The sequence below is a fragment of the Dactylosporangium sp. NPDC051485 genome (assembly GCF_040682015.1).
Lineage (GTDB): Bacteria > Actinomycetota > Actinomycetes > Mycobacteriales > Micromonosporaceae > Dactylosporangium.
The window spans coordinates 1-22489 of record NZ_JBFAZW010000029.1 but is presented as its reverse complement, the minus strand read 5'-3'; the positions used below and the strand labels follow the sequence as shown (position 1 = coordinate 22489).

The window sequence follows — 22489 nt, the reverse complement described above, 5'->3', positions numbered from 1 at the left end:
CAGCGGCCGTTTTCGGATGCCTACAACGCGGCGCGCACGGCGGCGACCGCGGCCGCGTAGTCCGGGTGCTCGCCGACCTCCGGCACGTACTGCGCGTACGTGACCTGGTTGTCCCGGCCGATCACGAAGACCGCCCGGGCCAGCATCCGCAGCTCCTCGACGACCACGCCGTAGGCCAGCCCGAACGACAGGTCCCGGTGGTCGGAGAACGTCTGCGCGCCGGTCAGGCCGGACGTCGCGCACCAGCGCCGCTGGGCCATCGGCAGGTCCACCGAGACGGTCCACACCGACACCCCGTCCAGGCCGGCCAGTTCCTCGTGGAAGCGGCGGGTCTGGCTGTCGCAGACGTCGGTGTCCAGCGACGGCACGGATGAGATGAGCCGCACCCGGCCGGCGTTCTCGTCCGGGCCGTGCGGGGCCATGTCGGCGCCGATCACGGTGAACCCGGGGGCGGGCGTGCCGGGCTGCACCTCCTCGCCGAGGAGGGTGACCGGATTGCCGCGGAAGGTGACGACGCCGCCGCGTCGCACCGTGGTGATGGTCATGGGAGGCTTCCCCTCTGTCGGTTGCCAGACGGGGCAATCCTCAGATCCGCGGGGCGCTGCGGGCACCTCCCGTATTGCGGGGCCGGGGCGGCCGGCCACCGGCCGCGGCGATCACCTCGGCGAAGCCCGGGCGGGCCAGCTCCTCGTGCAGCTGCTCCCGCCACGACGGCGGCGGGGCGAGCCCGGCGAGGTGCCACCGGTCGTGGCCGAGCACCGAATACGCCGGGCGCACCGCCGGCCGCGGGAAGTCCGCCGCCCGCGCCGGACGAACCCGGTCCGGGTCGAGCCCGATCGCGGCGTACGCCTCGGCGGCCAGGTCGTTCCAGCTGGCCGAGCCGGCCGCGGTCGCGTGGTAGACGCCGGGCGGTGCGGTGCCGTCCAGCGCCGCCATGCCGAGCAGCACCAGCTGCCGGGCCAGCGCGGTCGTCGACGTCGGCTGGCCGAGCTGGTCGGTCACCACCGACACGTGCGGGCGGTCCGCGGCCAGCGTCAGCATCGTGCGGACGAAGTTGCGGCCGTGGTCGGCGTACAGCCAGGCCGTGCGCACCGCGTAGCCGTGCGCCGGCACCAGTCGCTCGCCGGCCAGCTTCCCCCGGCCGTAGGCGTTGACCGGCGCGGTCGCGGCGTCCTCGGGATAGGGCTCGCGGGCGCGGCCGTCGAACACGTAGTCGGTGGACACCTGCAGCAGCACCGCGTCACCGGCCGCCGCCGCGAGGACGCCGACGGCGTGCCCGTTCACCGCGGTCGCCTGCTCCTCGTGCGCTTCGGCGCCGTCGACGTCGGTGTACGCGGCGGCGTTCACCACCACGTCGTGACCGCGCAGCGCCTCCCGTGCGGCGGCCGGGTCGGTGATGTCCAGGGCGGCCCGGTCCAGGGCGGTCAGCAGCACGTCGGTGCGCCCGCTGAGGGCCTCCACGAGGGATTGGCCGAGCATGCCAGCGGCACCGGTTACGGCCCAGCGTCTGCGGTGCGTCACGGCGTACCTCCGGGGCGGTGTGAGTGCGGCATGGCCGGACGCTAGCAACGGGCCGCGCGGCGGCGGAAGACCGTCGCGGACGCACCGCACGCTCGGAGAAGCGATGTGTTCATGCCCTTGAGCAGTCATCACCTCAGAGCGTCGATCGCGGTGTCCGACATCGATGAAGGTGTGGCCCCGGACTTGGCGGGTAGCCGGTGCAGGGCGCCGACCAGCGGCCCGAGTTCGGGCAGTTGTTCGGCCTCGGCCAGGGTCGTGGCGAGGACTTCGTCGTGGGTCGGGCGGGCGGTTTCGAACAGGGCTCGGCCGCTGGCGGTGAGCTCGGTGTAGATGCCGCGGCGGTCGTCCTGGCACAGCACGCGGGTGAGCAGTCTGCGCTCTTCCAGCCGGTTGACCAGGCGGGTGGTGGCGCTGCTGGACAGCGCGGCCGCCCGGGCCAGCTGCTGCATGCGCATGTGCCAGCCGTCCTGGCGGGAGAGGGCGTCGAGCACCGTGTATTCCACGACGGACAGGTGGTGCTCGGTTTGCAACGCCTTCTCCAGCGCTGCGTCGATGAGGCCGTGCAGCGCGGCGAGGGTCCGCCAGCCCTGGGCGCGGATCTCGACCGCGTCGTCGCCGATGCCCATGTCACCCTCCTGAGTCCACCGCAATGATAGGCGCGCACGCCGATAGTTGCAGACGCTTGGCTTGTGGGCCGCAGCACGCTTGCGCCGATATAAGGCGCGTGCAAGTATCAAGTTGCACGCGCAGATAGTTGCAAGCGCGCCACATGTACTCCTACCTGGAGAACCATCATGTCTGCTACGACGCAGCGCCTGCCCCTGGGCCTTCTCGCCCTGGCCATCGGAGGCTTCGGCATCGGCCTCACCGAGTTTGTGATCATGGGTCTTCTCCCCGAAGTCGCGACCGACTTCGGGGTCACCGAGTCCGCCGCCGGCTGGCTGATCTCCGGCTACGCCCTGGCGGTCTCCGCCGGCGCGATCGGCCTGACCGCCGCGGTCACGCGGTTCGACCGCAAACACGTGCTCACCGGCCTGATGGTGCTGTTCATCGCCGGGAACCTGACCTCCGCGCTGGCCGGCACCTACTCGGTGATGTTGGCCGGACGCGTCGTCGCCGCCCTCTCCCACGGGGCGTTCTTCGGCATCGGCGCCGTCGTCGCCGCCGGTCTCGTTGCCCCGGCTCGACGAGCCGCCGCCATCGCCATGATGTTCACCGGTCTGACCGCCGCCAACGTGCTCGGTGTCCCGTTCGGCACATTCCTGGGCCAGCAACTCGGCTGGCGCTCCACCTTCTGGGCCATCACCGGCATCGGCGTCGTCGCCCTGATCGGCATGGCTACCCTCGTCCCGGGCCGCACGAGCACCGCCACCGCACCGGTGAGCCTGCGCCACGAGATCCGGGCCTTCGCGCACCCGCAGGTCTGGTGCTCATTGCTGATCACCATCCTCGGCTTCGGCGGCATGTTCGGCGCGTTCACCTACATCGCCTACACGCTCACCAAGGTCAGCGGATTCGCCGCCGGCACCGTGCCGTGGCTGCTGATCCTCTTCGGTGGCGGCCTGTTCATCGGCAACAGCGTGGGCGGCAAGGCCGCTGACCGGTCAGTGACCAAGACGCTCATGGTTGTGCTCGCCGCGCTCACCGCCGTCCTGGTCCTCTTCGCGCTCACCGCGTCCAACCAGGCACTGACCATCGTCTCGCTCGCGCTCATGGGCGCATTCGGCTTCGCCACCGTACCCGGCCTGCAAATGCGGATCATGCACTACGCGGGGCAGGCACCGACCCTGGCCTCGGGAGCCAACATCGCCGCCTTCAACGTCGGCAACGCGCTCGGCGCCTGGGTCGGCGGCGCCACCATCGCCGCCGGACTCGGGTACACCTCGACGCTGTGGGCCGGAGCGGCGCTCAGCTTCCTCGGGCTGCTCGTCCTGCTCGCCGCCACCGGGCACGCCACACGGGGCCGTTCGCCCGAACAGACCCAACCGGCGACCGCCGCCGTCCACGCCGGCACCACCGCCTGAACCGCACAAGACCCTGAGGAGGAACCCGCCGCCGACTTCCGCGACTAGCTCGCCCACCCGCTGGTCCTCGCAGACGTCGACGCCACCGCGTACGACGCGATCTTCCTCTCGGGCGGCCACGGCCCGATGGCGGAACAGGAAGCCTGCGGGCGCTGCCCGTAAGTGTCTGTTGTGGACGCTTCTGTGCCCGGCCAGGGGCGGGATCTTGAGGATGTCGCCGGGCGCGGCGCCCACAGCCGGGCGGCCCGCTGAGCCGACGCCGTCTACCAGGAGCGTGAGCTGCGCTGGCTGTCACCCCGGGGGAGGCGACCCGCGACCGGCCGGGCCTTCATCCCGCGAAGGCCGGTCGCCCACGACAGCGCGGTGGAACCATGGGAGCGTGAAGATTGACCTCTCGGGCCGAACCGCGCTCGTGACCGGCTCGACCCAGGGCATCGGCGAGGCGATCGCGCGGCACCTCGCGGCGGCCGGCGCCCGGGTCGGCGTCAACGGCCGCTCTGCGAAGTCCGTCTCGTCCGCCGTCGCCAACCTGGCCGCGGCGCTCGGGGACGATCCGGCCGGCGATCTGGTGGCGGTGGACGCGGACGTCACGACCGACAACGGCGTGCGCCGGGTGCTCGAACTGCTGCCCGACGTGGACATCCTGGTGAACAACCTGGGGATCTTCGGCCCGCGTCCGGCGCTGGAGATCAGCGATGAGGAGTGGCGGCGGTACTTCGACACCAATGTCCTCACTGGAATCCGGCTCACCCGCGCGTACCTCCCGGGGATGATGCGGCGCGGCTGGGGCCGGGTGCAGTACATCGCGAGCGACTCCGCGGTCGTCATCCCCACTGAGATGATCCACTACGGCATGTCCAAGACGGCGCTGCTGGCTGTGTCGCGCGGCTTCGCCAAGGGGGCCGCGGGCTCCGGCGTGACAGTCAACTCGGTGCTCGCCGGCCCGACCCACACTGCCGGCGTGGAGGACTTCGTCTACCAGCTGGTCGACCGCGATCTACCCTGGGACGAGGCGCAGCGCGAGTTCATGAAGCGGCACCGGCCGCAGTCGCTGCTGCAGCGGCTGATCGAGCCGGCGGAGATCGCCAACCTCGTGGTGTACCTCAGCTCCCCACTGGCGTCGGCGACGACCGGCGGCGCGGTACGCGTGGACGGCGGCTACATCGACGCCATCCTGCCGTAGGCGTAGCCGTTACGCACATACGCTCTGCGTGGGACCAGCCACTGCCGCTCATTCCTGCGGCTGATCGGGCGGCGTGACGAGGGTCCGTTCGAGTTTGGCGAGCAGTCCGACGAGGGTGGTGCGCTGGGCTGGGGTGAGCGAGTCGACAAGGTCGGCCTCATGTTCCAGAAGCTGGCGCACGGTACTTTCGATGAGGCGATGACCGGCCTCAGTCAGTACGACCGAAACCGCTCGACGCGATCGGGACGACGGTGATCGTTGGACCAGTCCGGCCTGCTCGGCGCGGGCAACGCGCTGCGAGACCGCGCCGGGTGTGATGAGTGTCCGGCGAGTGATCTCGCGGGTGGTGAGCTCGTAGGGCGGACCGGATCGCCGGATGACGCTGAGCAGATCGAGGGTGGACGGGTCGACGCCGAGCCTGGCCAGGGTGCGTCGCCGGTCGTCGGCGAGGATTTTCGCGAGCCGCCAGACGGGCGTGATGATCTCGATGGAGTCGGTTCGTACGCCGGGCAGTTCTCGTTGCCAGGACTCGGCGATGTCGGCGGCGGGCCATGCCGAGGGCGGCCCCAGCGGGTAGTCGTCGGCATCGAGGTTGTTGGTCATCGCGAGCATCTCCCTGCTACGTTTAGAGCTAAACGTAGCAGGGGAAGGGGTAGCAGTGAGTCGTATCGTGCTTGTTACCGGCGGCGGGTACGGGCTCGGCAAGGCCGTGGCCGCACGGTTCCGATCGGGCGGCGACGCGGTGATCATCGTGGGACGCAACGTCGACCGGCTCGCCGGCACGGCGACCGAGATCGGCGCACGGGCGATCCCGTGCGACGCCACGGATGCGCGGCAAGTAGCCCGGATGGCCGACGAACTGGGCGCAGACCTCGACGTCGTGGTCAACGTGGCGGGCGGCAACACGGACTTCGACCAGCCTGACCCGCACGGCACGGACCTGGACCAAGTGGCGGCCGCGTGGCGGGCGAACCTCGACGCCAACCTACTCAGTGCGGTGCTCACCACGACGGCCGTACTCGACAAACTCCGGCCAGGCGGCTCGATCATCAACATCGGTTCCATCGGCGCCGAGTACGCCTCCACCTCCTACGGTGCAGCGAAGGCCGCCCTGGCCGCATGGACCGCGGGGCTGTCGTCGACAGCCGGCACCAGGGGACTCACCGCCAACCTGATCGCTCCCGGCTACATCGGCGAAACGGACTTCTTCCGGGGAAAGCTCAGCGAGCAGCGGCGGACCGCGCTGATCAACGCGACCCACAACAAACGAGCGGGCCAGCCCACGGACATCGCCGAAACTGCCTACTTCCTGGCGTCCGACGGCGCTCGCCACATCACGGGACAGACGGTGCACGTCAATGGAGGCGCCCACACCACAAGATGAGGATGGCCGTCGATGAGGTGCGTTTCACGTTGCCGGGCCAGCGCCTACAGTACCGACCATGGGTGCGTCTTGGTGGACCTACTTCGTGGAGTATCAGCCCGACCTTGAGGCGGCCTTCTCGGCGCTGCAGGCGAAGGTCCTCACCGAGGGCGACTACTGGTGGGCTGTTCCGGGCGAATGGGGTAAGGCCGCACGTGACTATCCGGATCGCCCCGAGAGCATCGACGAACTTTTCGCCGACGAGCGCGTCCAGGAGTCGGGCACTCACTCGATCCTCGACATGCAGCGAGTGCTGCCCGAAGGTGAGCCGCAAAAGTTCGGCTGGCTCGATGTGGCCGTGACCTTCCCGTTCGACTTCGACCGGCTTTCCGCCGAGCACGGCGAGCCCGAGTACGCAACGGTCGCCCCGGTGACCGCCGCGGAGGCGCTCGACCGGGCCGGCGTCGACAAGCTCACTCGCGACCACCTGGAGGCGATCGACGATCTGGCCAAGCACCGCTGGTTCGGACGTTGCGCAGTCCTGCACGATGACACCGGTACGCCGACCGAGATCTACTTCTGGGGATGGTCCGGGGACTGACCGTCCGCGACCGCTGATCGAGTGTTGCAGCTCGCTGGTGAGCGCGCGTCGAAGGCCAGACAGGTGTGTACCTGACACTGGATGGGCAGTGACTGAGCGAGTTCACGGAGGCATGCCCGCGGTTGTGCACGATGCGCCGCAGAACAGCGGCTGGCACATCGTGCACACCGGCGGGAGCGTGCACTCCACCAGCAAAAACAGGAATCTGGGTTGGGAAGCAACAGGTAGACGTTGGTCACCAGGACGGTGAGCCGGGCTGATCAAGCTCGCTCTCAAGACGACGGCGACGGCGTTCCGCAGCGTATATCGTGCCGGTCGCCACCTTGTCCCCAAGTTCATCGATGCGGCCCAGCTCCGCCAGTATGTCGGCTAGCCGAAGGGCGGCATACCCGTCGCCGGTGGCGGCGAGGTCGCGCAGTACGTTCAGCGCTTCCTCGATGCGGCCCTGCTCGACCAGCATGTCGGCCAGCCGGCCGGTGGCATGCCCGTCACCCGCGGCGGCGCGGTTACGCACTACTTGCAGCGCTTCCTCGATGCGGCCCTGCTCGACCAGCATGTCGGCCAGCCGGCCGGCGGCGTATCCGTCGCCGGTGGCGGCGAGGTCGTGCAGTACGTTCAGGGCTTCCTCGATGCGGCCCTGCTCGACCAGCATGTCGGCCAGCCGGCCGGCGGCGTATCCGTCGCCGGTAGCGGCGAGGTCGTGCAATTCGTCAATGCGGCCCTGCTGGGCCAGCATGTCGGCCAGCCGGTCCGCGGCGAACCTGTCGCCGGTGGCGGCGCGGTCGCGCAGTACGTTCTGCGCCTCCTCGATGCGGCCCTGCTCAGCCAGTACGTCGGCCAGCCGAAGGGCAGCGTATTTGTCGCCGGTGGCGGCGAGGTCGCGCAGTACGTTCAGCGCTTCCTCGATGCGGCCCTGCTCGACCAGCATGTCGGCCAGCCGGTCGGCGGCATATCCGTCGCCGTTGACTCCACGGTCATGCAATTGGTCATCGCGGCGTCGTTCCCTGCCCACAGCAACTGCGTTATCCTCCGGCCTGTCTCGGCCGTCATCGAGGCCCTGGCCGAGTCGATCACGCTCTGGCAGAGCCGCCACGGTGGGAAACCCCAGATCAACCGCTAGATGTTCGGCGAGGATGTCGAGCACGACGTCCGGCCGAATTTGAGCCAGGCGTGGGAGGGGTGTCCACCACGGTCCCACCGCAAGCGCCGCGGCCAAGTACGGTACGGCCTGCGCCGGGTTGGCTACTTCGGCGATGCCCACGAAATCTTCAGCGTCGCGGGCCGGGTTGACGACGGATCGGACCAGCCGGGCCGCGTCGGTCGGCTGCACGTCGAGGCGGGCGATCCGGAGGTTGCGGATCGGGGTGCGTGCCCTGAACCGCACCTTATCCACCTCGTTGAGCGCCCACCGCATGACCTTCTGGTCGAGGATTTCGCGGGCGGCCTGCGTGGCCAGTTCGAAGTCGCCGCGAGCGGCGGTGCGGACGGCGACCGACGCCCAGGTCCGCATGCGGGTGCCGCGGTCGTTGATCCTGCGGGCGACCAGCATGGCGCGGCCGGGGTGGCCGGCAGCAGCGAGCGCCTCCGACACTGTGGCCATAATTTTGTGTTGCGTGTCCGCCTCAGACCGGTGGGCGAGGCGTACTGCATCCTCGACTGCGCCCGCTCGGGCCATCTCGTCGGCCACCATCGTCAGGCCGAGGTCGCGCAGCTTCGGTGACTCGGCGCGGCGGGCGATGCGCTCGGCCCACAGGAAGTTTCTGGCCACGGCAACCGCCTTGGCCGCGGTCGCGAGCATTCGCGCCTGCCGGTCGGGGTCGACGGTGGAGCGGGCCGTCTCCTCGACCGACTGCAGGATGGCGCCGGCACGTTCGTGGTGGCCAAGCCTGGCTACTGCGCGGGCGACGACGATCAATGCGTGGGTTCGGGCGCGAGCATCGGTCACGGTCCGCGCCATCCGCTCGGCGCCGATGGCGTCGCCTGCCGATGCCAGTGCCTCAGCCACCATGGCGGTCAGGTTTTGGGTCCGTTGGGCATCGACGGCGAGCATGACGAGATTGGCGCCAGCGAGGTCGCCGGTGACAGCCAGTCGTACAGCCGCCGCGACAATCGTCTGATCCTGCAAGCTGCTGCGGCCGGCCGTCTGCGCGACCTGTACGGCGCCATACGGGTCGCCGGCCTCGATCATCTCAGCGGCCACCGCGAGCAGGGTACGGTCCTGGCGGGCGGGCCAGGCCACGGTCCGCGCGAACTCACGGGCCCGCTCGGAATTGTCGGCCGCGAGTGCACTCCACACACGGTCTCGCACTCCGTCGCCCCCGAACGTGTCCGCGACCCGGTTGGCCGCTGTGACGTCGATGGTGGCGAGGACCTCGGCGATAGCGCTCAGCGCCTGATTGTGCCAGTTCGGATGCGTGATCGTGCCGGCGATGATTCGGGCGCGATCGACCTGCCCGGCGGCAACGGCCGACCGGATCACCGCGGTCAGCGCGGCTGCCCGTAGGCTCGGCACGGTGATCGCGTGCGCCAGGTGTTCGGCGTGATCGACCTCTTGGACCGCGGCCAGGCCGGTCACCACCGCGGCCAGGATCTCGCCCCGGACGCCTGCGTCGGCGATCGGAGCAGCGATCGCCTCGGCCGCCATCGCAACGGCCTTGGCCCGGCTGAGGGCGCCGGCGCAGGCGAGCCTCAGGGCTGCCTCGGCCAGCACACGGGCCCGCAGATCAGCATTCGGACTGGAGTCGGCGGCCTCGTCGGCGCGATCCAGTTCGGCGGCAGACACGGCCACCCGGGCCACCGCGACCAGCGCGTCCCAGCGCCGGCCATCGTGGGCGATCAAGCGGGCCAGCCGCTCGGCGCGGACCAGGTCGCCGGCCGCTGCGGCGGCCTCGGCCAAGGCGGCCAGAGCCGGCTCACGTAGGGCGGCGGCGCCGATCAGCCCGACGGTCTGCTCGGCGATGTCGAAGTGGCCGGCTGCGCCGAGCTCCACGACGACAGCGCCCAGGGCGGCCCCGCGGCGGCCGATGTCGGTGATGCTGCGGGCGAGCGACACGGCGCGAACCGGCTGGTCGGCGGACACCCACACCGCCGGCAGCTCCGCCGGCAGGTTGCTGTTGCGCTGGGTCAGCTCATCACGGCAGATCGACAGCCGCAGCAGGGCCCGTAGGTCGGGCTCGGGCTCGTTGAGTACGAGCGTCTGGGCAGCCCCGATCTCGGCCAGGGCCGCCGAGTCGCTGCCAGTAAAGTCCAACAGTCGGCGGTGCCGCGCCGGGTCGACAGCCAGGGCCGTAAGTTGCTGACCGTTGCACTGGGCCTGCAGGAGTTCGACGTAGCCACGCAGGAGGTACTGCGGCGTCGCCGGTGGCCAGCCCTGCACGCGGTACATGTCGGCCCAGGCGTGTAGGCGGTCGTGGTAGCCGCGCAGAGTCGCGCCGAGCCGCTCGACCGCGATGGCGGCGAGGCTCTCGTGGGTGAACAGCCACAAACGGTGTGTCTGTGGGCTGCCGTGGTCGAGCCGGTCGGCGATGGTGCGTCCGAATCCGCTGGCCAGCATGTGCTCGAGCGCATAGCGGGGTATGCCGGTGTGTTCCTCTAGCTCGTCGAGGGTGAGGCCGCCGCCGGAGGCGGTCACGAAGCCGAGCACCTCCCGTTGGTTGTCGTCGCCGTGCAGCAACTCGTCGAGCTCGCGCGTCGCCCGGTCGCGGATCTCGCGTGCGTGTGGCGACCGGCTTAGCGGCCGGGTGGTGCCTCGCAGCGGATGGTCGCGGGGCACGTCATCGGGCAGGCGGGGTTCGGCCGGCCGGTGACCACGATGCGCAGGCTCTTGTCGGGAACCTTCGGCAGCAGCGAGGCAATGCTGGGCAGCCCGGAGCCGGCCCGGCCGCCCCGATCCTCGTCGAGCCCGTCCACGACCAGCAGGAGCCGCCGCCCGGCTGCGTTCACCTGCTCGGCGGCGGCGCGCAGGAGCGCCCGGCGGTGGACGTCGCGGGATACCGGCGTGGTCAGCGTGCCCGGCAGGGTCTCGCCGATGACGGCCGACAGCTGGTCGAGGAGCGCGTCCGTGAACGCCGTACTGTCGGCTTGCGCCACGAGTCGGGCGGTGACGAAGAAGGCGACGACCTCCACGCCCGCTGGTGGGTTGAGCACGAACGTCGACATCAGCGCGGTCTTACCCGCCCATGGCCCCGCCAGCCACCACAGATACGGCTCGTCGCCCGCACAAAAGTCGGCCAGCGCTGCGAGCTCGCGGTCACGGTCCTTCAACGCGCCGGGCCGCCCGCCTCCGGGCGCGATGTCCCGCACCTGCTCGACGTATCCGGACCGCACCCACCAGGCCGGCTCGTCGCTGCGCACGACTGCTGGGCTGCCCTCGCTGCCGCGTTCGTGGTCGGTGCGGTCTCGAAGCGTGCGGGCGCGGTCCGCCGCGGCGGCCTCGGCGTGCTCACGGGCTCGGCGCTGCTCAGCCGCGGTCCCGCCCAGCGTTCCGGCGATCGCGGCGGCCACGGCCACGCTGGGGATGTTCTTGCCGTTGAGCACCTCGCTGAGGTAGCTCGCCGATATGCTCGCGGCCGCTGCGACCGAGCGCAGCGACGGGCGTCCGGCGCGCTCCCGAAGTTCGGTGAACAGGTCCAGCAGATCGCGATGGCGGCCGACTGCCCCGTGACCGCCACTCATCGTTCCGCCGCGATGTCCACTCCCGCAGGGTATCGACTCGCCTCCTGCCGTTCGCCACGTTCGATCACTAGACGCCTGTCGGGCCGGATCATCGCAGGTCAGCGGCGGTCCGGTGCGTTCGGTGTTCGCCGTTCGGTCGCCGAACGCCCGGCTGCCGGTCTCCTGGAGGCACACCGCTCAACGAGCAACTCAGGAGGAAGTCATGAACCGCAAGCCCCTCACCACCCGGACGGTCGTGATCACTACCGCATCGATGATCACCGGGTCGGCGGTCGGCACGGCCACGGAGACTGTCGCCGCCTACCCCGGCCACACCGGGTCCGGCGTCGGACCCGCCATCACCGCGATTGCCGCGCTGTGGGTCCTCGACAAGCTCAACACCCTCGTCGACGACCAAGAGTGACGCGAGCCCGCGCTCAGATCGGTGCCGGCTCTCTTCCGCGCAGTCCGAGTCACCACCGCCAAGACACTTGAACACCTGATATGGAAGTGAATGAGGCCCGCGGCCATGGGCGCACGGGTTCAACTCGCACGGCACGACGACGCGTACCGTCACCTGGACCGTGGGAAGTATGCCCACCACGACCAAGGCCTCGGCACCGACGTACATCCGTACGACGTCGGAATAGGGTGAGTCGCTGTGAACAGCTTGATGCGCTCGGCGGCGGGGCTCGTCCTCGCTGCCGGGCTCCTTCTCGGCGCGTGCGACGCCGGCGGCGGCTCGGCCGCTCCGTCCGAGCCGCCGCTGGACCGCAGCAGCCAGGAGGTGTACGAGGCGCCCCTGGACCGGGCGGTGCTCTCCGATGTCTCGGCGCACGACTGGGCGGCCGAGCCGCTCGGCAGCCGCGGTGTGGACGTCGTCGGTTACCGGCTGCTGCAGGCGTGCCGCGCCGAACTGGCCACCGATCGGCGGATCCTGGACGAACGGGCGGCTGGCTGGCAGGGCCGAGGCGGGCTGCCGGTGCTCGACCAGGTCGTGCTCGCCTACGATCGGCCGGTCGCCGCGGACGCGGTGCGGCAGGCCCGGGCCGCGTTGACGTGCAAGACCTATGACCCGCCGCTCGTCCGCCTCCCGCCCGTCAGGCTCGGCGACCCCCTCGACCTGGGTGGCGGAGCCGACGAGTTCGGCTTCTGCGAGGGTCCCGCCAAGGGCGCCGGCAACCACCGCTGCGTGGCGATCCTCGGCTCCGGCCACATCGCCTGTGCCGTCCGGGTGCTCGCCACCGACCAGGTGACGGCGGCCGACCGGCTGCGCTCGCTCATGCCGGCGCTACGCAACGTCTGCCGCTGACGGCACTCACGATCGGCGGCGGCCCTACCGTTGCGCGGCGCGGCGGAGGGCTGCCAGGTCCGCGTTCGGTGAGACCGACCATCGTCACCGTGTCCCGAGCCGACCGGCATCGCCGTGGAAGCGCCGACCGGTATCGTCACAGCGTGCGCAGCGCGTCGGCGGGGGGTAGGCGGGCCGCTCGGGTGGCCGGGTACAGGCCGGCGAGGGCGCCGACCAGCAGGGCCGCGGCCAGGCCGGCGAGCGGGGCCTCGGCCGGGATCGCGAGCGGGTTGCCGGCCAGCCTCGCCGCGACCGCCGTGGCCAGGCAGCCCAGGCCGATCCCGGCGGCGCCGCCGATGACGGCCAGGGCCGCGGACTCGAGCAGGAACTGGGCGGCCACGTCGCGGCGGCGGGCGCCCAGGGCCCGGCGCAGGCCGATCTCGGCCCGGCGTTCCAGGACCGAGATCACCATGATGTTGGCGATGCCGACGCCGGCGACGAGCAGGGCGATGGCGCCCAGGCCCAGGAACAGGCCGACGAAGGCGCCCTTGGCCTGCAGGCGGGCCAGGATGACGTCGGAGGGGCGCTGGACCATCAGGTCGCGCGGGTTGCCGGGGGAGGCGGTCGGGCCGAGGACCGCGGCCACGGCGGCCACCTGGTCGGGGTCGACCCGCAGGTAGATGCGGGTCGGCACGCCGCCGAGGCCGAAGAGCCGGTCGGCGACGCCGAAGCTGACCAGCGCGGCGGTGTCGATCTCCGGGGCGACGCTCACCCGGTCGAGGACGCCGATCACGGTGAAGTACCGGCCCGCGATGAACACCTGCGTCTGCGCGTCGAGCCGGTCGATGCCGAGGCTCTGCGCGGCGGAGTAGCCGAGCACGGTCTCGGGGTACTGCTCGGCCGGCGGCCCGAGATAGCTCCCGCGCAGGACGCGGGCCGACAGGGTGGCCGGCAGCGACGGCTGGGCGGCCAGCACGTTGATGCCGTTGGTGTTCTGCGGCGGGATGCGGTCGGTGCGCCGGACGGTGGCGTCCTCGACGTTGCCGACCGCCGTGGTGGCCAGGACCGGCGGGATGCGCGCGATCATCGCCTGGGCGGTGGTCGGCAGCGGGGTGGGGCGGCCGTCGAACGTCTGGCCCGTGGCGACAGTGAGCAGGTTGCCCTGCCGGCCGAGCTCGTCGAGCAGCTGGCGCTTGGAGGACTCGGCGACGCCGAGGACGGCGACCAGCGCGGCGATGGCGATAGCGATACCCAGCGCCGACAGGGTGGCACGGACGCGGCGGGCGCGCAGGCCCACCGTACCGATGGACATGGCATCTGCCGGTCGCAGGCGGCTGCGCAGGGTCATGTGGCGGCTCCCGAGTCGTGCACGATGCGCCCGTCCCGCAGCTGGATCTGGCGCTGCATGGCCGCGGCGACCTCGGCGTTGTGGGTGACGAGGACGAGCGAGGTGTCCTCCAGCGTGGCGAGCAGCCGCACGATCTGGTGGCCGTTGGCGGTGTCGAGGTTGCCGGTGGGCTCGTCGGCGAGCAGCACGGCGGGGCGGCCGGCGACCGCGCGGGCGATCGCCGCCCGCTGCCGCTCGCCGCCGGAGAGCTGAGCGGGCCGGTGCCGCAGGCGGTCGGCGAGGCCGACCCGCTCCAGGGCGCGGGCCGCGTGCTCGCGCCGGGTGGCGGCCGGCATCCCCCGATACATGAGGCCGGTCGCCACGTTGTCCAGGACCGTGAGGTGGTCGAGGAGGAAGAACTGCTGGAAGACGAAGCCGATGTGCCAGGCCCGCACGGCCGACAGCTGCGGGTCGGACATGGTGGAGGTGTCGGTGCCGGCGATGCGGACCGTGCCGGCGGTGGGCCGCTCCAGGGTGCCGAGGATGCTCAGCAGGGTGGACTTGCCGGCGCCGGACGCGCCGGTGATGGCCACGGTCTCTCCACGGTGGACGGTGAGGTCCACATCGGACAGCGCGGTGACCGCGGTGGGCGGCCGATAGGTCTTGGCGACGCCGTGCAGTTCCAGGGCGGCGGTCACGGCGACGGTACCTCCACGTCGTCGCCCTCCGCGAGCCCCTCGCCGCGGACCTCGACCAGCGTGTCGGAGAACAGCCCCGCCGTGACCCCGAGCAGGGTGCGGGCGGCGCCGGAGCGCTTGTAGACGCCGTACCCGCCGCCGGCCAGGGCGACCAGCGCGGTGATCGGCACCGCGAGCACGCCGGCGACGGTCGCGTCGGTGATGCTGACCTGCACCGGTGCCCGGTCGAGGTTCCCTCCGACGTCGGGGTTGTCCAGCGTGACGATGCCGGGGACCAGCACCTGCGCGCCGCGCCCGTTGTCCTGCTGCTGCGGCTGCTCGGCGACGGGGGACAGGTACGCCACCCGGCCCGGCACCCGGCGCCGGTCGGGCAGCGTGACCGTCACGGCATCGCCCGGGTGGACCAGGTAGGTCTGTCCGGTCGGCACGCTGATCGTCACGACGGCCGTGGTCGAGGTGGCGGTGAGCAGCGGCTCCCCGCCGTGCGCCGCGGCGCCCAGCTTCGCGGTGACGGTGTTGATCCGGATCGGGCCGGGCTGGAAGGTCACCGCGCCCAGCTCGACGCGGCCGGTGACGGCCTGGCCGGTGGCCCGCTGCCAGCGGCGGACGGCGGTCGCGGTGGCGCTCGTGAACGTGGTGCCCGGCGCGGCGGTGAAGTGGCCGAGGGCCTTGAGATTGTCCTGCAGCGCCCGCACGTCGAGGCCGGCCGTCATCCCGGCGGCGAAGGGGCGGAAGGCGGGCCGGTCGGCGTAGAAGAGCCGGACCGGCCGGTTGTCGATCTCGTACACGGTCTCGTTGCGGTTCACCACCAGCCCGGGCTGCGGCAGCGCGGTGAGCGTGCCGCCGGGGCCCTGCGGGATGATGTCGTAGGCGCCGCGGTACCCCAGCGCGCCCGACACCATGGTGCTGGTGGACAGGTCGGTGCGGGTCACCTTGGCCGTCGTGGTGGGCACCTCCGCGATCGCGGGTGCGGCCCCGCCGGGGTACCGCCACACGAACCACCCTCCGGCGGCGGTGGCGGCGACCGCGGCGGCCGCCGTCGTGACGAACGCCCGGCGCCTCATGCCGCCAGGCTTCCCAGGCTGGAGACGCGCGCCTCTTCGTCGAGCACCTGCCGGCAGGCTTCCAGCGCGTGCTTGACGGTCGGGTCGGTCTTGTCGCCGGGCAGGTCCTCGGGGTTCAGGCCGAAGCCGTGGCCCGGGGTGAAGAGCTGGTTGGCGTTCGGGTCGCGGTAGCTGGGCAGGCCGTTGGACCGCATGCACTGCGCCGACTTCACCCCGGCCTGGACCAGCTTCGGCGGGGCCGGGGCCTGCCCGTCCGGCACCAGGTCGGCCGCCCGGATCTGCGCGGTGCATGCCTGCGCCGCCGCCTTGACGGTGTTCTCCTCGGCGTCGTGCAGGCTGCGCGCGTCGGTGTAGACGTGCCCGTCGCCGGTGAGGACCGGGTCCTTGTACGTCGGGATGCCGTGCTGGCGGATGCACTCCGCCGCGGCGTGCAGCGCGTTGCGGCGGGCGTCGCCGGTCGCCCCGGCGCACGTCGGCTGGTACCCGGGCCCCTCATTGGTGCCCTGGCGGGCGCCGTCCTTGCCGTCGGTCATCAGGCTGAGCCCGTCGGCGGCGCTCATGCAGCCGCCGGCGCTGGGGTGCGCCGACGGGCCGGTCCCGCCGAGGCTCGGCACGCCCGGCGACTGGCCCCCGGAGGAGCACGCGGTCAGCGCCGCCACGGTGCACGCGGCGGCGGCGAGCAGTCGGATACGCATGGCCATCAGGTGTACGCCGGCAGCCGTGACACGGGCGCTACCGCGCATGTAGGACGGATGTCATCCGCGGCGGCGCACAATGGTCGGCATGCGGGTGCTGGTGGTCGAGGATCACGTGACGCTCGCCGAGCGCATCGGTGAGGGGCTGCGCGACGCCGGCATGGCCGTCGACGTGGTGCACGACGGCGCGGCCGCCCTCGCCCGGGCCGCGCAGGCCGGCTACGACGTCGTGGTGCTCGACCGCGACCTGCCGGTGGTCCACGGCGACCAGGTGTGCCGCTCGCTCGCCGCCACCGACGGCGCCCGCATCCTCATGCTCACCGCGGCCGCCGGCGTCGACGAGCGGGTCGACGGCCTCGAACTGGGCGCCGACGACTACCTGGGCAAGCCGTTCGCGTTCACCGAGCTGATCGCGCGGGTACGGGCACTGGCCCGCCGGGCCCCGTCGGCCCCGCCGGTGGTGCGCCGCGGCGACCTGACCGTCGACCGGGCCCGGCACCGGGCCAGCCGGGCCGGGCGGCCGCTGTCGCTGACCCGCAAGGAGTTCGGCGTCCTGGAGATGCTCGCCGCCGCCGACGGGGCGGTGGTGAGCGCCGAGGAGCTGCTCGAGCACGTCTGGGACGCCCACGCCGACCCGTTCAGCAACATCGTCTCGGTCACCCTGACCCGGCTGCGGCGCAAGCTCGGCGCGCCGCCGCTCATCGAGACCGTCGTGGGCAAGGGGTACCGCCTGTGATGCGCCCGCGGCTCACCGTCCGGGTCCGGCTGACGCTGCTGTACACGCTGCTGTTCCTGCTCTGTGGCGCCGCCCTCATCGTGATCACCTACGGGCTGCTCGCGGCCAACCTGCCGCGCGTGTCCGACCTGAAGGCGGCCAAGCACGAACAGCTCGTCGCCCCGGCCAAGGACGGTAAGGACGGCGTGCCGCCGCCGGAGTTCCTGGAGGCGTGCAAGTCGGTGCTCAACGGCAGCCAGGACGTCGACCCGGCGCTGCGGACCAAGTGCCTGAAGGCGTACAACGAGGGGATCATCGTCGGCGCCCAGACCCAGCGCGACGCCACGCTCGCGTCGCTGCTGTGGCAGTCCGGGCTGAGCCTCGCCGCCGCCACGCTGCTGGCCGCCGTCGCGGGCTGGTTCGTCGCCGGCCGCGTCCTGCGCCCGGTGCAGCGGCTCACCGTCGCCGCCCGGGCGGCGTCGGAACACAACCTGTCGGCCCGGGTCGCGCTCGGCGGTCCCCGCGACGAGCTGCGCGAGCTGGCCGACACCTTCGACACCATGCTGGAGCGGCTGCGGCGCTCGTTCGAGGGCCAGCGCCGGTTCATCGCCAACGCCAGCCACGAGCTGCGCACCCCGCTCACCGTCATGCGCACGAGCGTGGACGTCGTGCTGGCCAAGCCGCGCGCGACCGAGGCCGAGCTGGTCGGCATGGCCCGCGACGTGCGGGCCGCGGTCGAGCGCGCCGAGGCCCTCATCGAGGCCCTGCTCACCCTCGCCCGCAACGACGGCGGGCTCACCACCGCCGAGCCGGCCGACCTCGCCACGGTGGCCGAGGACGTCCTGGACGGCACCGACCTGCGCGACCGCCGGGCCCACCTGTCCCTCGAACCGGCGCCGACCGTGGGCGACCCGATCCTGCTCGAGCGGCTCGCCGCCAACCTGGTCGACAACGCGGTGCGGTACAACGAGCCCGGCGGCGAGCTGTGGCTCACCACGTCCACTGTGGACGGCCACGCGTGGCTCGAGGTCGCCAACCGCGGCCCGGCGGTGCCCCCGGAGGCGATCGGCGCGCTGTTCCAGCCGTTCCGGCGGCTGCACGAGCGCACCGGTGGCGACGGCTTCGGCCTGGGCCTGGCCATCGTCGCCTCGATCGCCCAGCTGCACGGCGGCACGGTCCACGCCGAGCCCCGCGACGGCGGCGGCCTGCGGGTGAGGGTCACCCTGCCGCGGGGCTGATGCGGGGTCAGGCCAGCGTCGCCTCGGTCGACGGCGGCGACTTGCGGGTGACCGTCACCCTGCCGTGGGGCTGATGCGTCAGGCCACGCCGAGCCAGACGAGGGCGGCGATGCCGGCCGCGACGCAGTAGACGGCGAACGGGGTCAGCGTGCGGGTCTCGAAGTACCGCGTGAGGAACCGCACGGAGCAGTAGGCCGCAACGCCGGATGCCAGGCTGCCGGCCAGCACCTGGCCCCGGATGCCGTCGCCGAGCGGGCCGAACAGGTCCGGGACCTTCAGCACCCCCGCGGCGAGGATGACGGGCGTGGCGAGCAGGAACGAGAACCGGGCCCCGTCCTCGTGGGACAGGCCCTTGAGCAGGCCGGCGCCGAGGGTGACGCCGGAGCGGCTGATGCCGGGCAGCAGGGCGAGCACCTGCGCCGAGCCGACGAGTGTCGCCCCGCCGAGGGTGCCGGCGGCGATGCGCCGGTCCGACCCGGTGGCTTCTGCCCATGAGGTCTGCGCCGCGGCCGCCGCCCGCCGGCGGAGTCGTTCGGCCCCGTACAACAGCAGGCCGTTGACGGTGAGGAAGATCGCGGCGGGCACGGGGCGGCCGAGCACGGTGCGGAACGTGTGTTCCAGCAGCAGGCCGGTGATCCCGACGGGGATCGTTGCCAGGATGATCATCCAGGCCAGGCGCTCGTCCGGGGTCCTGATCCGGCGGTACCACACCGAGGTGCCGAATCCGGTGATGATCCGCAGCCAGTCGCGCCAGAAGAACAGCAGCAGGGCCAGCGCGGTGGCCACGTGCAGCCCGACGACGAAGGCCAGGTACGGCGACTCCGGCGCGGACACGTCCAGGTCACGGGCCCAGCGGCCGCCGATCAGCGCGGGCAGCAGCACGCTGTGGCCCAGGCTGGACACCGGGAACAGTTCGGTGACGCCCTGCAGGAGGCCGACGACGATCGCCTCCGGGTAGGTCGGGTGGTTCACGGCGGGCATCCTGGCGGGTGGTTGCTGAGAAATTCATGAACGGGCGCGGGCCCGCGCGCGCAGCAGCTCCACCGCGATCGGTACCACCGACAGCGCGACGATGCCGACGAGGATGAGCTCGATGTTGGACTTCACGAAGTCGATCTGCCCGAGGTAGTACCCGAGCAGCGTGACCCCGGTGCCCCACAGCGCGCCGCCGATGACGTTGTAGAGCGTGAAGGCGCGGTAGTGCATGCGGGAGGCGCCGGCCACGATCGGGGTGAAGGTGCGCACGATCGGCACGAAGCGGGCCAGCACGATGGAGCGTGCGCCGTAGCGTGCGAAGAACTCCTGGGCGCGGACCAGGTTCTCCTGCTTGAACAGCCGCGAGTCGGGGCGGCGGAACAGTGCCGGGCCGACCCGCCGTCCGAACACGTAGCCGACCTGGTCACCGGCGAGCGCCGCGGCCACGATGAGCGCGATCACCAGCCAGAGCGGCAGGTGCAGGTACCGGCCGCCGGCGACGAGCAGCCCGGTGGTGAACAGCAGCGAGTCGCCGGGCAGGAAGAAGCCGATGAGCAGGCCGGACTCGGCGAAGACGATCGCGAGGATGCCGATCATGCCGAACGTCGAGATGAGCCATTCGGGGTCCAGGAACTTCACGGGCCGCTCCTCGCTGCCAGGGTCGAGAGGCCGGTGAAGGTACTTCGCCGAACCTGAGAATCCGGCGAATAGCTCCTACATGTTGTAGGGGTATGCTGATGGCGCTGCGGCGACCGATGGGAAGGGCTCGATGCGACTGCTGCTGGTCGAGGACGAGGTGGGGCTCGCGGAGACGATCCGCGACGGCCTGAGCGCCGAAGGGTTCACCACCGACGTCATGTCCACCGGCGTGGACGGGCTGTGGGCGGCCACCGAGCAGCCGCACGGCGCCTACGACGCGGTGGTGCTCGACATCATGCTGCCCGGCCTGAGCGGCTACGAGGTCTGCCGCCGGATGCGCCGGCAGGAGGTGTGGACGCCGGTGCTCATGCTGACCGCGAAAGACGGCGACTACGACCAGGCCGACGCGCTCGACCTCGGCGCCGACGACTACTTGACCAAGCCGTTCTCGTTCGTGGTGCTCGTCGCCCGGCTCCGGGCGCTGATCCGCAGAGGCGCGCCGCAACGCCCCGTCGTGCTCGTCGCCGGTGACCTGCACCTCGACCCGGCGCGGCGGCGGGTGAGCCGCGGCGAGGACGAGATCACCGTCACCCCGCGCGAGTTCGCGCTGCTGGAGTTCCTGATGCGCCGGCCCGGCGACGTGGTGGCCAAGACGGCCGTCCTCGAGAACGTGTGGGACGCCAACTTCGACGGCGACCCGAACATCGTCGAGGTGTACGTCGGCTACCTGCGCAAGAAGATCGACCACCCGTACGGCCGCTCGGCGATCCGGACCGTCCGCGGCGTCGGCTACCGCCTGGACCCGGACGGTGGCTGACCGCCGCCTCGCTCCCGCCGTCCCCGCGGCGCTCTTCGCCGGCCTGACCGCCCTCGTCGCCCTGCGGTTCGCGCCGCTGCTGCGCCTCGACGCGGCGGTGAGCGACGCGGCCCGCCGGCTCGCGCTCGCCCACCCCGCCTGGCGGGCGGTCATGTCGGCCATCACCCACACGGGTGACACCGCGGTCCTGTTGACGCTCGCCCTCGTGGCGCTGCTCGCCCTGCTGGCCCGGCGGCACTGGGCGGGCGCCGCCTTCCTGGCCGGCACCGCGGCGGCCGCGACCGCCATCCGCCTCGCGGTGCTGTACGCCGTGCACCGGCCCCGGCCCCTCGACCGGCTCACCACCGTCGGCGGCTTCTCCTACCCGTCCGGCCACACCACGTCGTCGGCCGTCGCGGCCGGCATCATCATTGTGCTCGGCTGGGCGCTGCTGCCCGGTCGCCGGTCCCGCATCGCGCTGGCCGCCGTCGTCGGCGGGTGGGCCGCCCTCGTCGGCGTGAGCCGGGTCGCGCTGCTCGCGCACTGGCCGAGCGACGTCGTCGGCGGCTGGCTCCTCGCGGCCGCCGTGCTCGGCGCGGCCCGGCTGAGCTGCGGCCCGTTCAGCGTTTCTTCAGGTTGGGCCGCCCAGTATCCCCGGCAACCCGGCGACCGCCGGCCCGGCAGGGGAGGTGCGCGTGCAGCCACGATCATCGGTGGCCGTCGTCTCCGGCAGTTTCGGCGCCGGTCACGACGGCGCGGCGGCGGAGCTGGCCCGGCGGCTGCGGGCGCAGGGCCACGCCGTTGAGCGCCACGACCTCGTCGACCTGCTGCCCCGCCGCGCCGGGGCGCTGTTGCGCGGACTGTACCGGCGGCAGCTCCTCGTCGCCCCGCGGACCTGGGGCTGGCTGCTCGCGGCCGCCGGCTCCGACCGCCTGAGCCGCCGGGCCGCGGCGCTCACCGCGGGCGCCGATGAGGCCACCCTCGCCGCGGTCGGCGACGCGGCGCTGGTCGTCTCGACGTACCCCCTCGCGAGCCAGGTGCTGGGCCGGCTGCGGCGGCAAGGGCGGCTGGCGGCGCCCGCCGTCACATACCTCACCGACCTGTCCGTGCACCCGGCCTGGGTCGCCGGCGGGGTGGACGTCCACCTGGCCCTGCACGACGACACGGCCCGGCAGGCCAAGGCGCTGGGCGCGCCCGACGTGCGGGTGGTCGCGCCCGCCGTCCGGCCCGAGTTCACCGAGCCGGCACCGCCGCCGGCCGGCGACCCGACGGCGCTCGTCGTCGCCGGCGCCTGGGGGATCGGCCAGGTCGAGCGGGCCGCGCTGGACATCGCCGCGACCGGCCTGGCCGTGCCGGTGGTGGCCTGCGGCCGCAACGACGCGCTGCGGCGGCGGCTGGACCGCTCCGGCCGGGTCGTCGCCCTCGGCTGGGTCGACGACATGCCGGCCCTCATGCGGTCCTGCCGGGTGGTGGTGCAGAACGCGGGCGGGCTGTCGTCGCTGGAGGCGCTCGCCGCGGGAGTGCCGGTGGTGACGTACCGCTGCCTGCCCGGCCACGGCGCCGCCAACGCGGAGGTGCTGGACCGCATCGGCTGGGTGCCCTGGCTGCGGCGCCGCGCGGACCTCGCCGCCGGGCTGCGGGCGGCCCTGGCCGGCCGGCCCGCGTTCACGCCGTCGCCGGTGCCGCCCGAGTCGGTCCTGGCCGAC

Annotated in this window: 23 protein-coding genes; 11 read left to right on the top strand and 12 right to left on the bottom strand. The window is 72.3% G+C overall.

Annotated elements, in window-relative coordinates; genetic code table 11:
• Window positions 1-20: 20 nt before the first annotated feature.
• From tpx to AB0M46_RS18650, 3 genes are all read right to left on the bottom strand, one after another.
• Window positions 21-545, bottom strand: coding sequence for a thiol peroxidase (gene tpx / locus AB0M46_RS18660; protein ID WP_363337467.1), 525 nt, complete (start codon window positions 543-545; stop codon window positions 21-23).
• A gap of 40 nt (window positions 546-585) precedes the next feature.
• Window positions 586-1521 (bottom strand): dTDP-4-dehydrorhamnose reductase, encoded by a 936-nt coding sequence (gene rfbD, locus AB0M46_RS18655; RefSeq protein WP_363337465.1) that lies wholly within the window; start codon window positions 1519-1521, stop codon window positions 586-588.
• Between the two features lie 128 nt (window positions 1522-1649).
• The gene (locus tag AB0M46_RS18650) at window positions 1650-2147 is read right to left on the bottom strand and encodes a MarR family transcriptional regulator (RefSeq protein ID WP_363337463.1); all 498 of its coding nucleotides are present in this window, start codon (window positions 2145-2147) and stop codon (window positions 1650-1652) included.
• A 168-nt stretch (window positions 2148-2315) separates the two neighbouring features.
• Between AB0M46_RS18650 and AB0M46_RS18645 the strand changes: the two genes are divergently transcribed.
• Both AB0M46_RS18645 and AB0M46_RS18640 read left to right on the top strand, forming a co-directional pair.
• Window positions 2316-3545, top strand: a complete 1230-nt coding sequence (locus AB0M46_RS18645) for an MFS transporter (RefSeq protein WP_363337461.1) — start codon at window positions 2316-2318, stop codon at window positions 3543-3545.
• Between the two features lie 379 nt (window positions 3546-3924).
• On the top strand, window positions 3925-4728 hold the full coding sequence (locus tag AB0M46_RS18640; protein ID WP_363337460.1) for an SDR family oxidoreductase: 804 nt from the start codon (window positions 3925-3927) through the stop codon (window positions 4726-4728).
• Between the two features lie 48 nt (window positions 4729-4776).
• Here AB0M46_RS18640 and AB0M46_RS18635 read toward each other — a convergent pair whose 3' ends face one another.
• A complete protein-coding gene (locus tag AB0M46_RS18635; RefSeq protein ID WP_363337458.1) occupies window positions 4777-5331 on the bottom strand; it encodes a MarR family winged helix-turn-helix transcriptional regulator in 555 nt (184 codons plus the stop codon).
• Here AB0M46_RS18635 and AB0M46_RS18630 point away from each other — a divergent pair.
• The gene (locus AB0M46_RS18630; RefSeq protein ID WP_363337456.1) at window positions 5324-6112 is read left to right on the top strand and encodes an SDR family oxidoreductase; all 789 of its coding nucleotides are present in this window, start codon (window positions 5324-5326) and stop codon (window positions 6110-6112) included. The two genes, AB0M46_RS18635 and AB0M46_RS18630, sit on opposite strands and share 8 nt — an antisense overlap.
• 85 nt (window positions 6113-6197) lie before the next feature.
• A complete protein-coding gene (locus tag AB0M46_RS18625) occupies window positions 6198-6692 on the top strand; it encodes a hypothetical protein (RefSeq protein ID WP_363337454.1) in 495 nt (164 codons plus the stop codon).
• A 235-nt stretch (window positions 6693-6927) separates the two neighbouring features.
• Here AB0M46_RS18625 and AB0M46_RS18620 read toward each other — a convergent pair whose 3' ends face one another.
• Complete coding sequence (locus tag AB0M46_RS18620) at window positions 6928-10464, bottom strand: hypothetical protein (protein ID WP_363337452.1); 3537 nt, start codon at window positions 10462-10464, stop codon at window positions 6928-6930.
• A complete protein-coding gene (locus AB0M46_RS18615) occupies window positions 10422-11366 on the bottom strand; it encodes a helix-turn-helix domain-containing protein (RefSeq protein WP_363337449.1) in 945 nt (314 codons plus the stop codon). Before AB0M46_RS18615 ends, AB0M46_RS18620 begins: the two co-directional genes overlap by 43 nt.
• A gap of 202 nt (window positions 11367-11568) precedes the next feature.
• On the opposite strand from AB0M46_RS18615, the gene AB0M46_RS18610 reads away from it, so the two are divergent.
• A complete protein-coding gene (locus AB0M46_RS18610) occupies window positions 11569-11769 on the top strand; it encodes a hypothetical protein (protein WP_363337447.1) in 201 nt (66 codons plus the stop codon).
• A 237-nt stretch (window positions 11770-12006) separates the two neighbouring features.
• Window positions 12007-12657: a hypothetical protein gene (locus AB0M46_RS18605; RefSeq protein WP_363337446.1), complete on the top strand. Its 651-nt coding sequence runs from the start codon at window positions 12007-12009 to the stop codon at window positions 12655-12657.
• A 136-nt stretch (window positions 12658-12793) separates the two neighbouring features.
• Here the strand turns inward: AB0M46_RS18605 and AB0M46_RS18600 are convergent, their stop codons facing one another.
• The 4 genes from AB0M46_RS18600 to AB0M46_RS18585 are packed head-to-tail and all read right to left on the bottom strand — an operon-like array spanning window position 12794 to window position 16420.
• Complete coding sequence (locus tag AB0M46_RS18600; protein WP_363337445.1) at window positions 12794-13984, bottom strand: FtsX-like permease family protein; 1191 nt, start codon at window positions 13982-13984, stop codon at window positions 12794-12796.
• Complete coding sequence (locus tag AB0M46_RS18595; protein WP_363337443.1) at window positions 13981-14661, bottom strand: ABC transporter ATP-binding protein; 681 nt, start codon at window positions 14659-14661, stop codon at window positions 13981-13983. The genes AB0M46_RS18600 and AB0M46_RS18595 overlap by 4 nt, the downstream gene beginning before the upstream one ends.
• The gene (locus AB0M46_RS18590) at window positions 14658-15725 is read right to left on the bottom strand and encodes a peptidoglycan-binding protein (RefSeq protein ID WP_363337441.1); all 1068 of its coding nucleotides are present in this window, start codon (window positions 15723-15725) and stop codon (window positions 14658-14660) included. Before AB0M46_RS18590 ends, AB0M46_RS18595 begins: the two co-directional genes overlap by 4 nt.
• Complete coding sequence (locus AB0M46_RS18585; RefSeq protein WP_363337440.1) at window positions 15722-16420, bottom strand: hypothetical protein; 699 nt, start codon at window positions 16418-16420, stop codon at window positions 15722-15724. The genes AB0M46_RS18590 and AB0M46_RS18585 overlap by 4 nt, the downstream gene beginning before the upstream one ends.
• Window positions 16421-16508: 88 nt before the next feature.
• Between AB0M46_RS18585 and AB0M46_RS18580 the strand changes: the two genes are divergently transcribed.
• Window positions 16509-17156 (top strand): response regulator transcription factor, encoded by a 648-nt coding sequence (locus AB0M46_RS18580; RefSeq protein WP_363337439.1) that lies wholly within the window; start codon window positions 16509-16511, stop codon window positions 17154-17156.
• Complete coding sequence (locus AB0M46_RS18575) at window positions 17156-18373, top strand: HAMP domain-containing sensor histidine kinase (RefSeq protein WP_363337581.1); 1218 nt, start codon at window positions 17156-17158, stop codon at window positions 18371-18373. Before AB0M46_RS18580 ends, AB0M46_RS18575 begins: the two co-directional genes overlap by 1 nt.
• 78 nt (window positions 18374-18451) lie before the next feature.
• On the opposite strand, the gene AB0M46_RS18570 is transcribed toward AB0M46_RS18575, so the two are convergent.
• Together AB0M46_RS18570 and AB0M46_RS18565 are read right to left on the bottom strand one after the other, a co-directional pair.
• Window positions 18452-19354 (bottom strand): undecaprenyl-diphosphate phosphatase, encoded by a 903-nt coding sequence (locus AB0M46_RS18570; protein WP_363337438.1) that lies wholly within the window; start codon window positions 19352-19354, stop codon window positions 18452-18454.
• Window positions 19355-19378: 24 nt separating this feature from the next.
• Window positions 19379-19945: a VTT domain-containing protein gene (locus tag AB0M46_RS18565; RefSeq protein ID WP_363337580.1), complete on the bottom strand. Its 567-nt coding sequence runs from the start codon at window positions 19943-19945 to the stop codon at window positions 19379-19381.
• Between the two features lie 172 nt (window positions 19946-20117).
• On the opposite strand from AB0M46_RS18565, the gene AB0M46_RS18560 reads away from it, so the two are divergent.
• The 3 genes from AB0M46_RS18560 to AB0M46_RS18550 form a co-directional block, all read left to right on the top strand.
• Complete coding sequence (locus AB0M46_RS18560; protein ID WP_363337436.1) at window positions 20118-20804, top strand: response regulator transcription factor; 687 nt, start codon at window positions 20118-20120, stop codon at window positions 20802-20804.
• Window positions 20797-21588, top strand: coding sequence for a phosphatase PAP2 family protein (locus tag AB0M46_RS18555; RefSeq protein ID WP_363337435.1), 792 nt, complete (start codon window positions 20797-20799; stop codon window positions 21586-21588). Before AB0M46_RS18560 ends, AB0M46_RS18555 begins: the two co-directional genes overlap by 8 nt.
• A partial coding sequence (locus AB0M46_RS18550; protein ID WP_363337433.1) for a glycosyltransferase occupies window positions 21479-22489 on the top strand: 1011 nt, incomplete at its 3' end. The genes AB0M46_RS18555 and AB0M46_RS18550, both read left to right, overlap by 110 nt.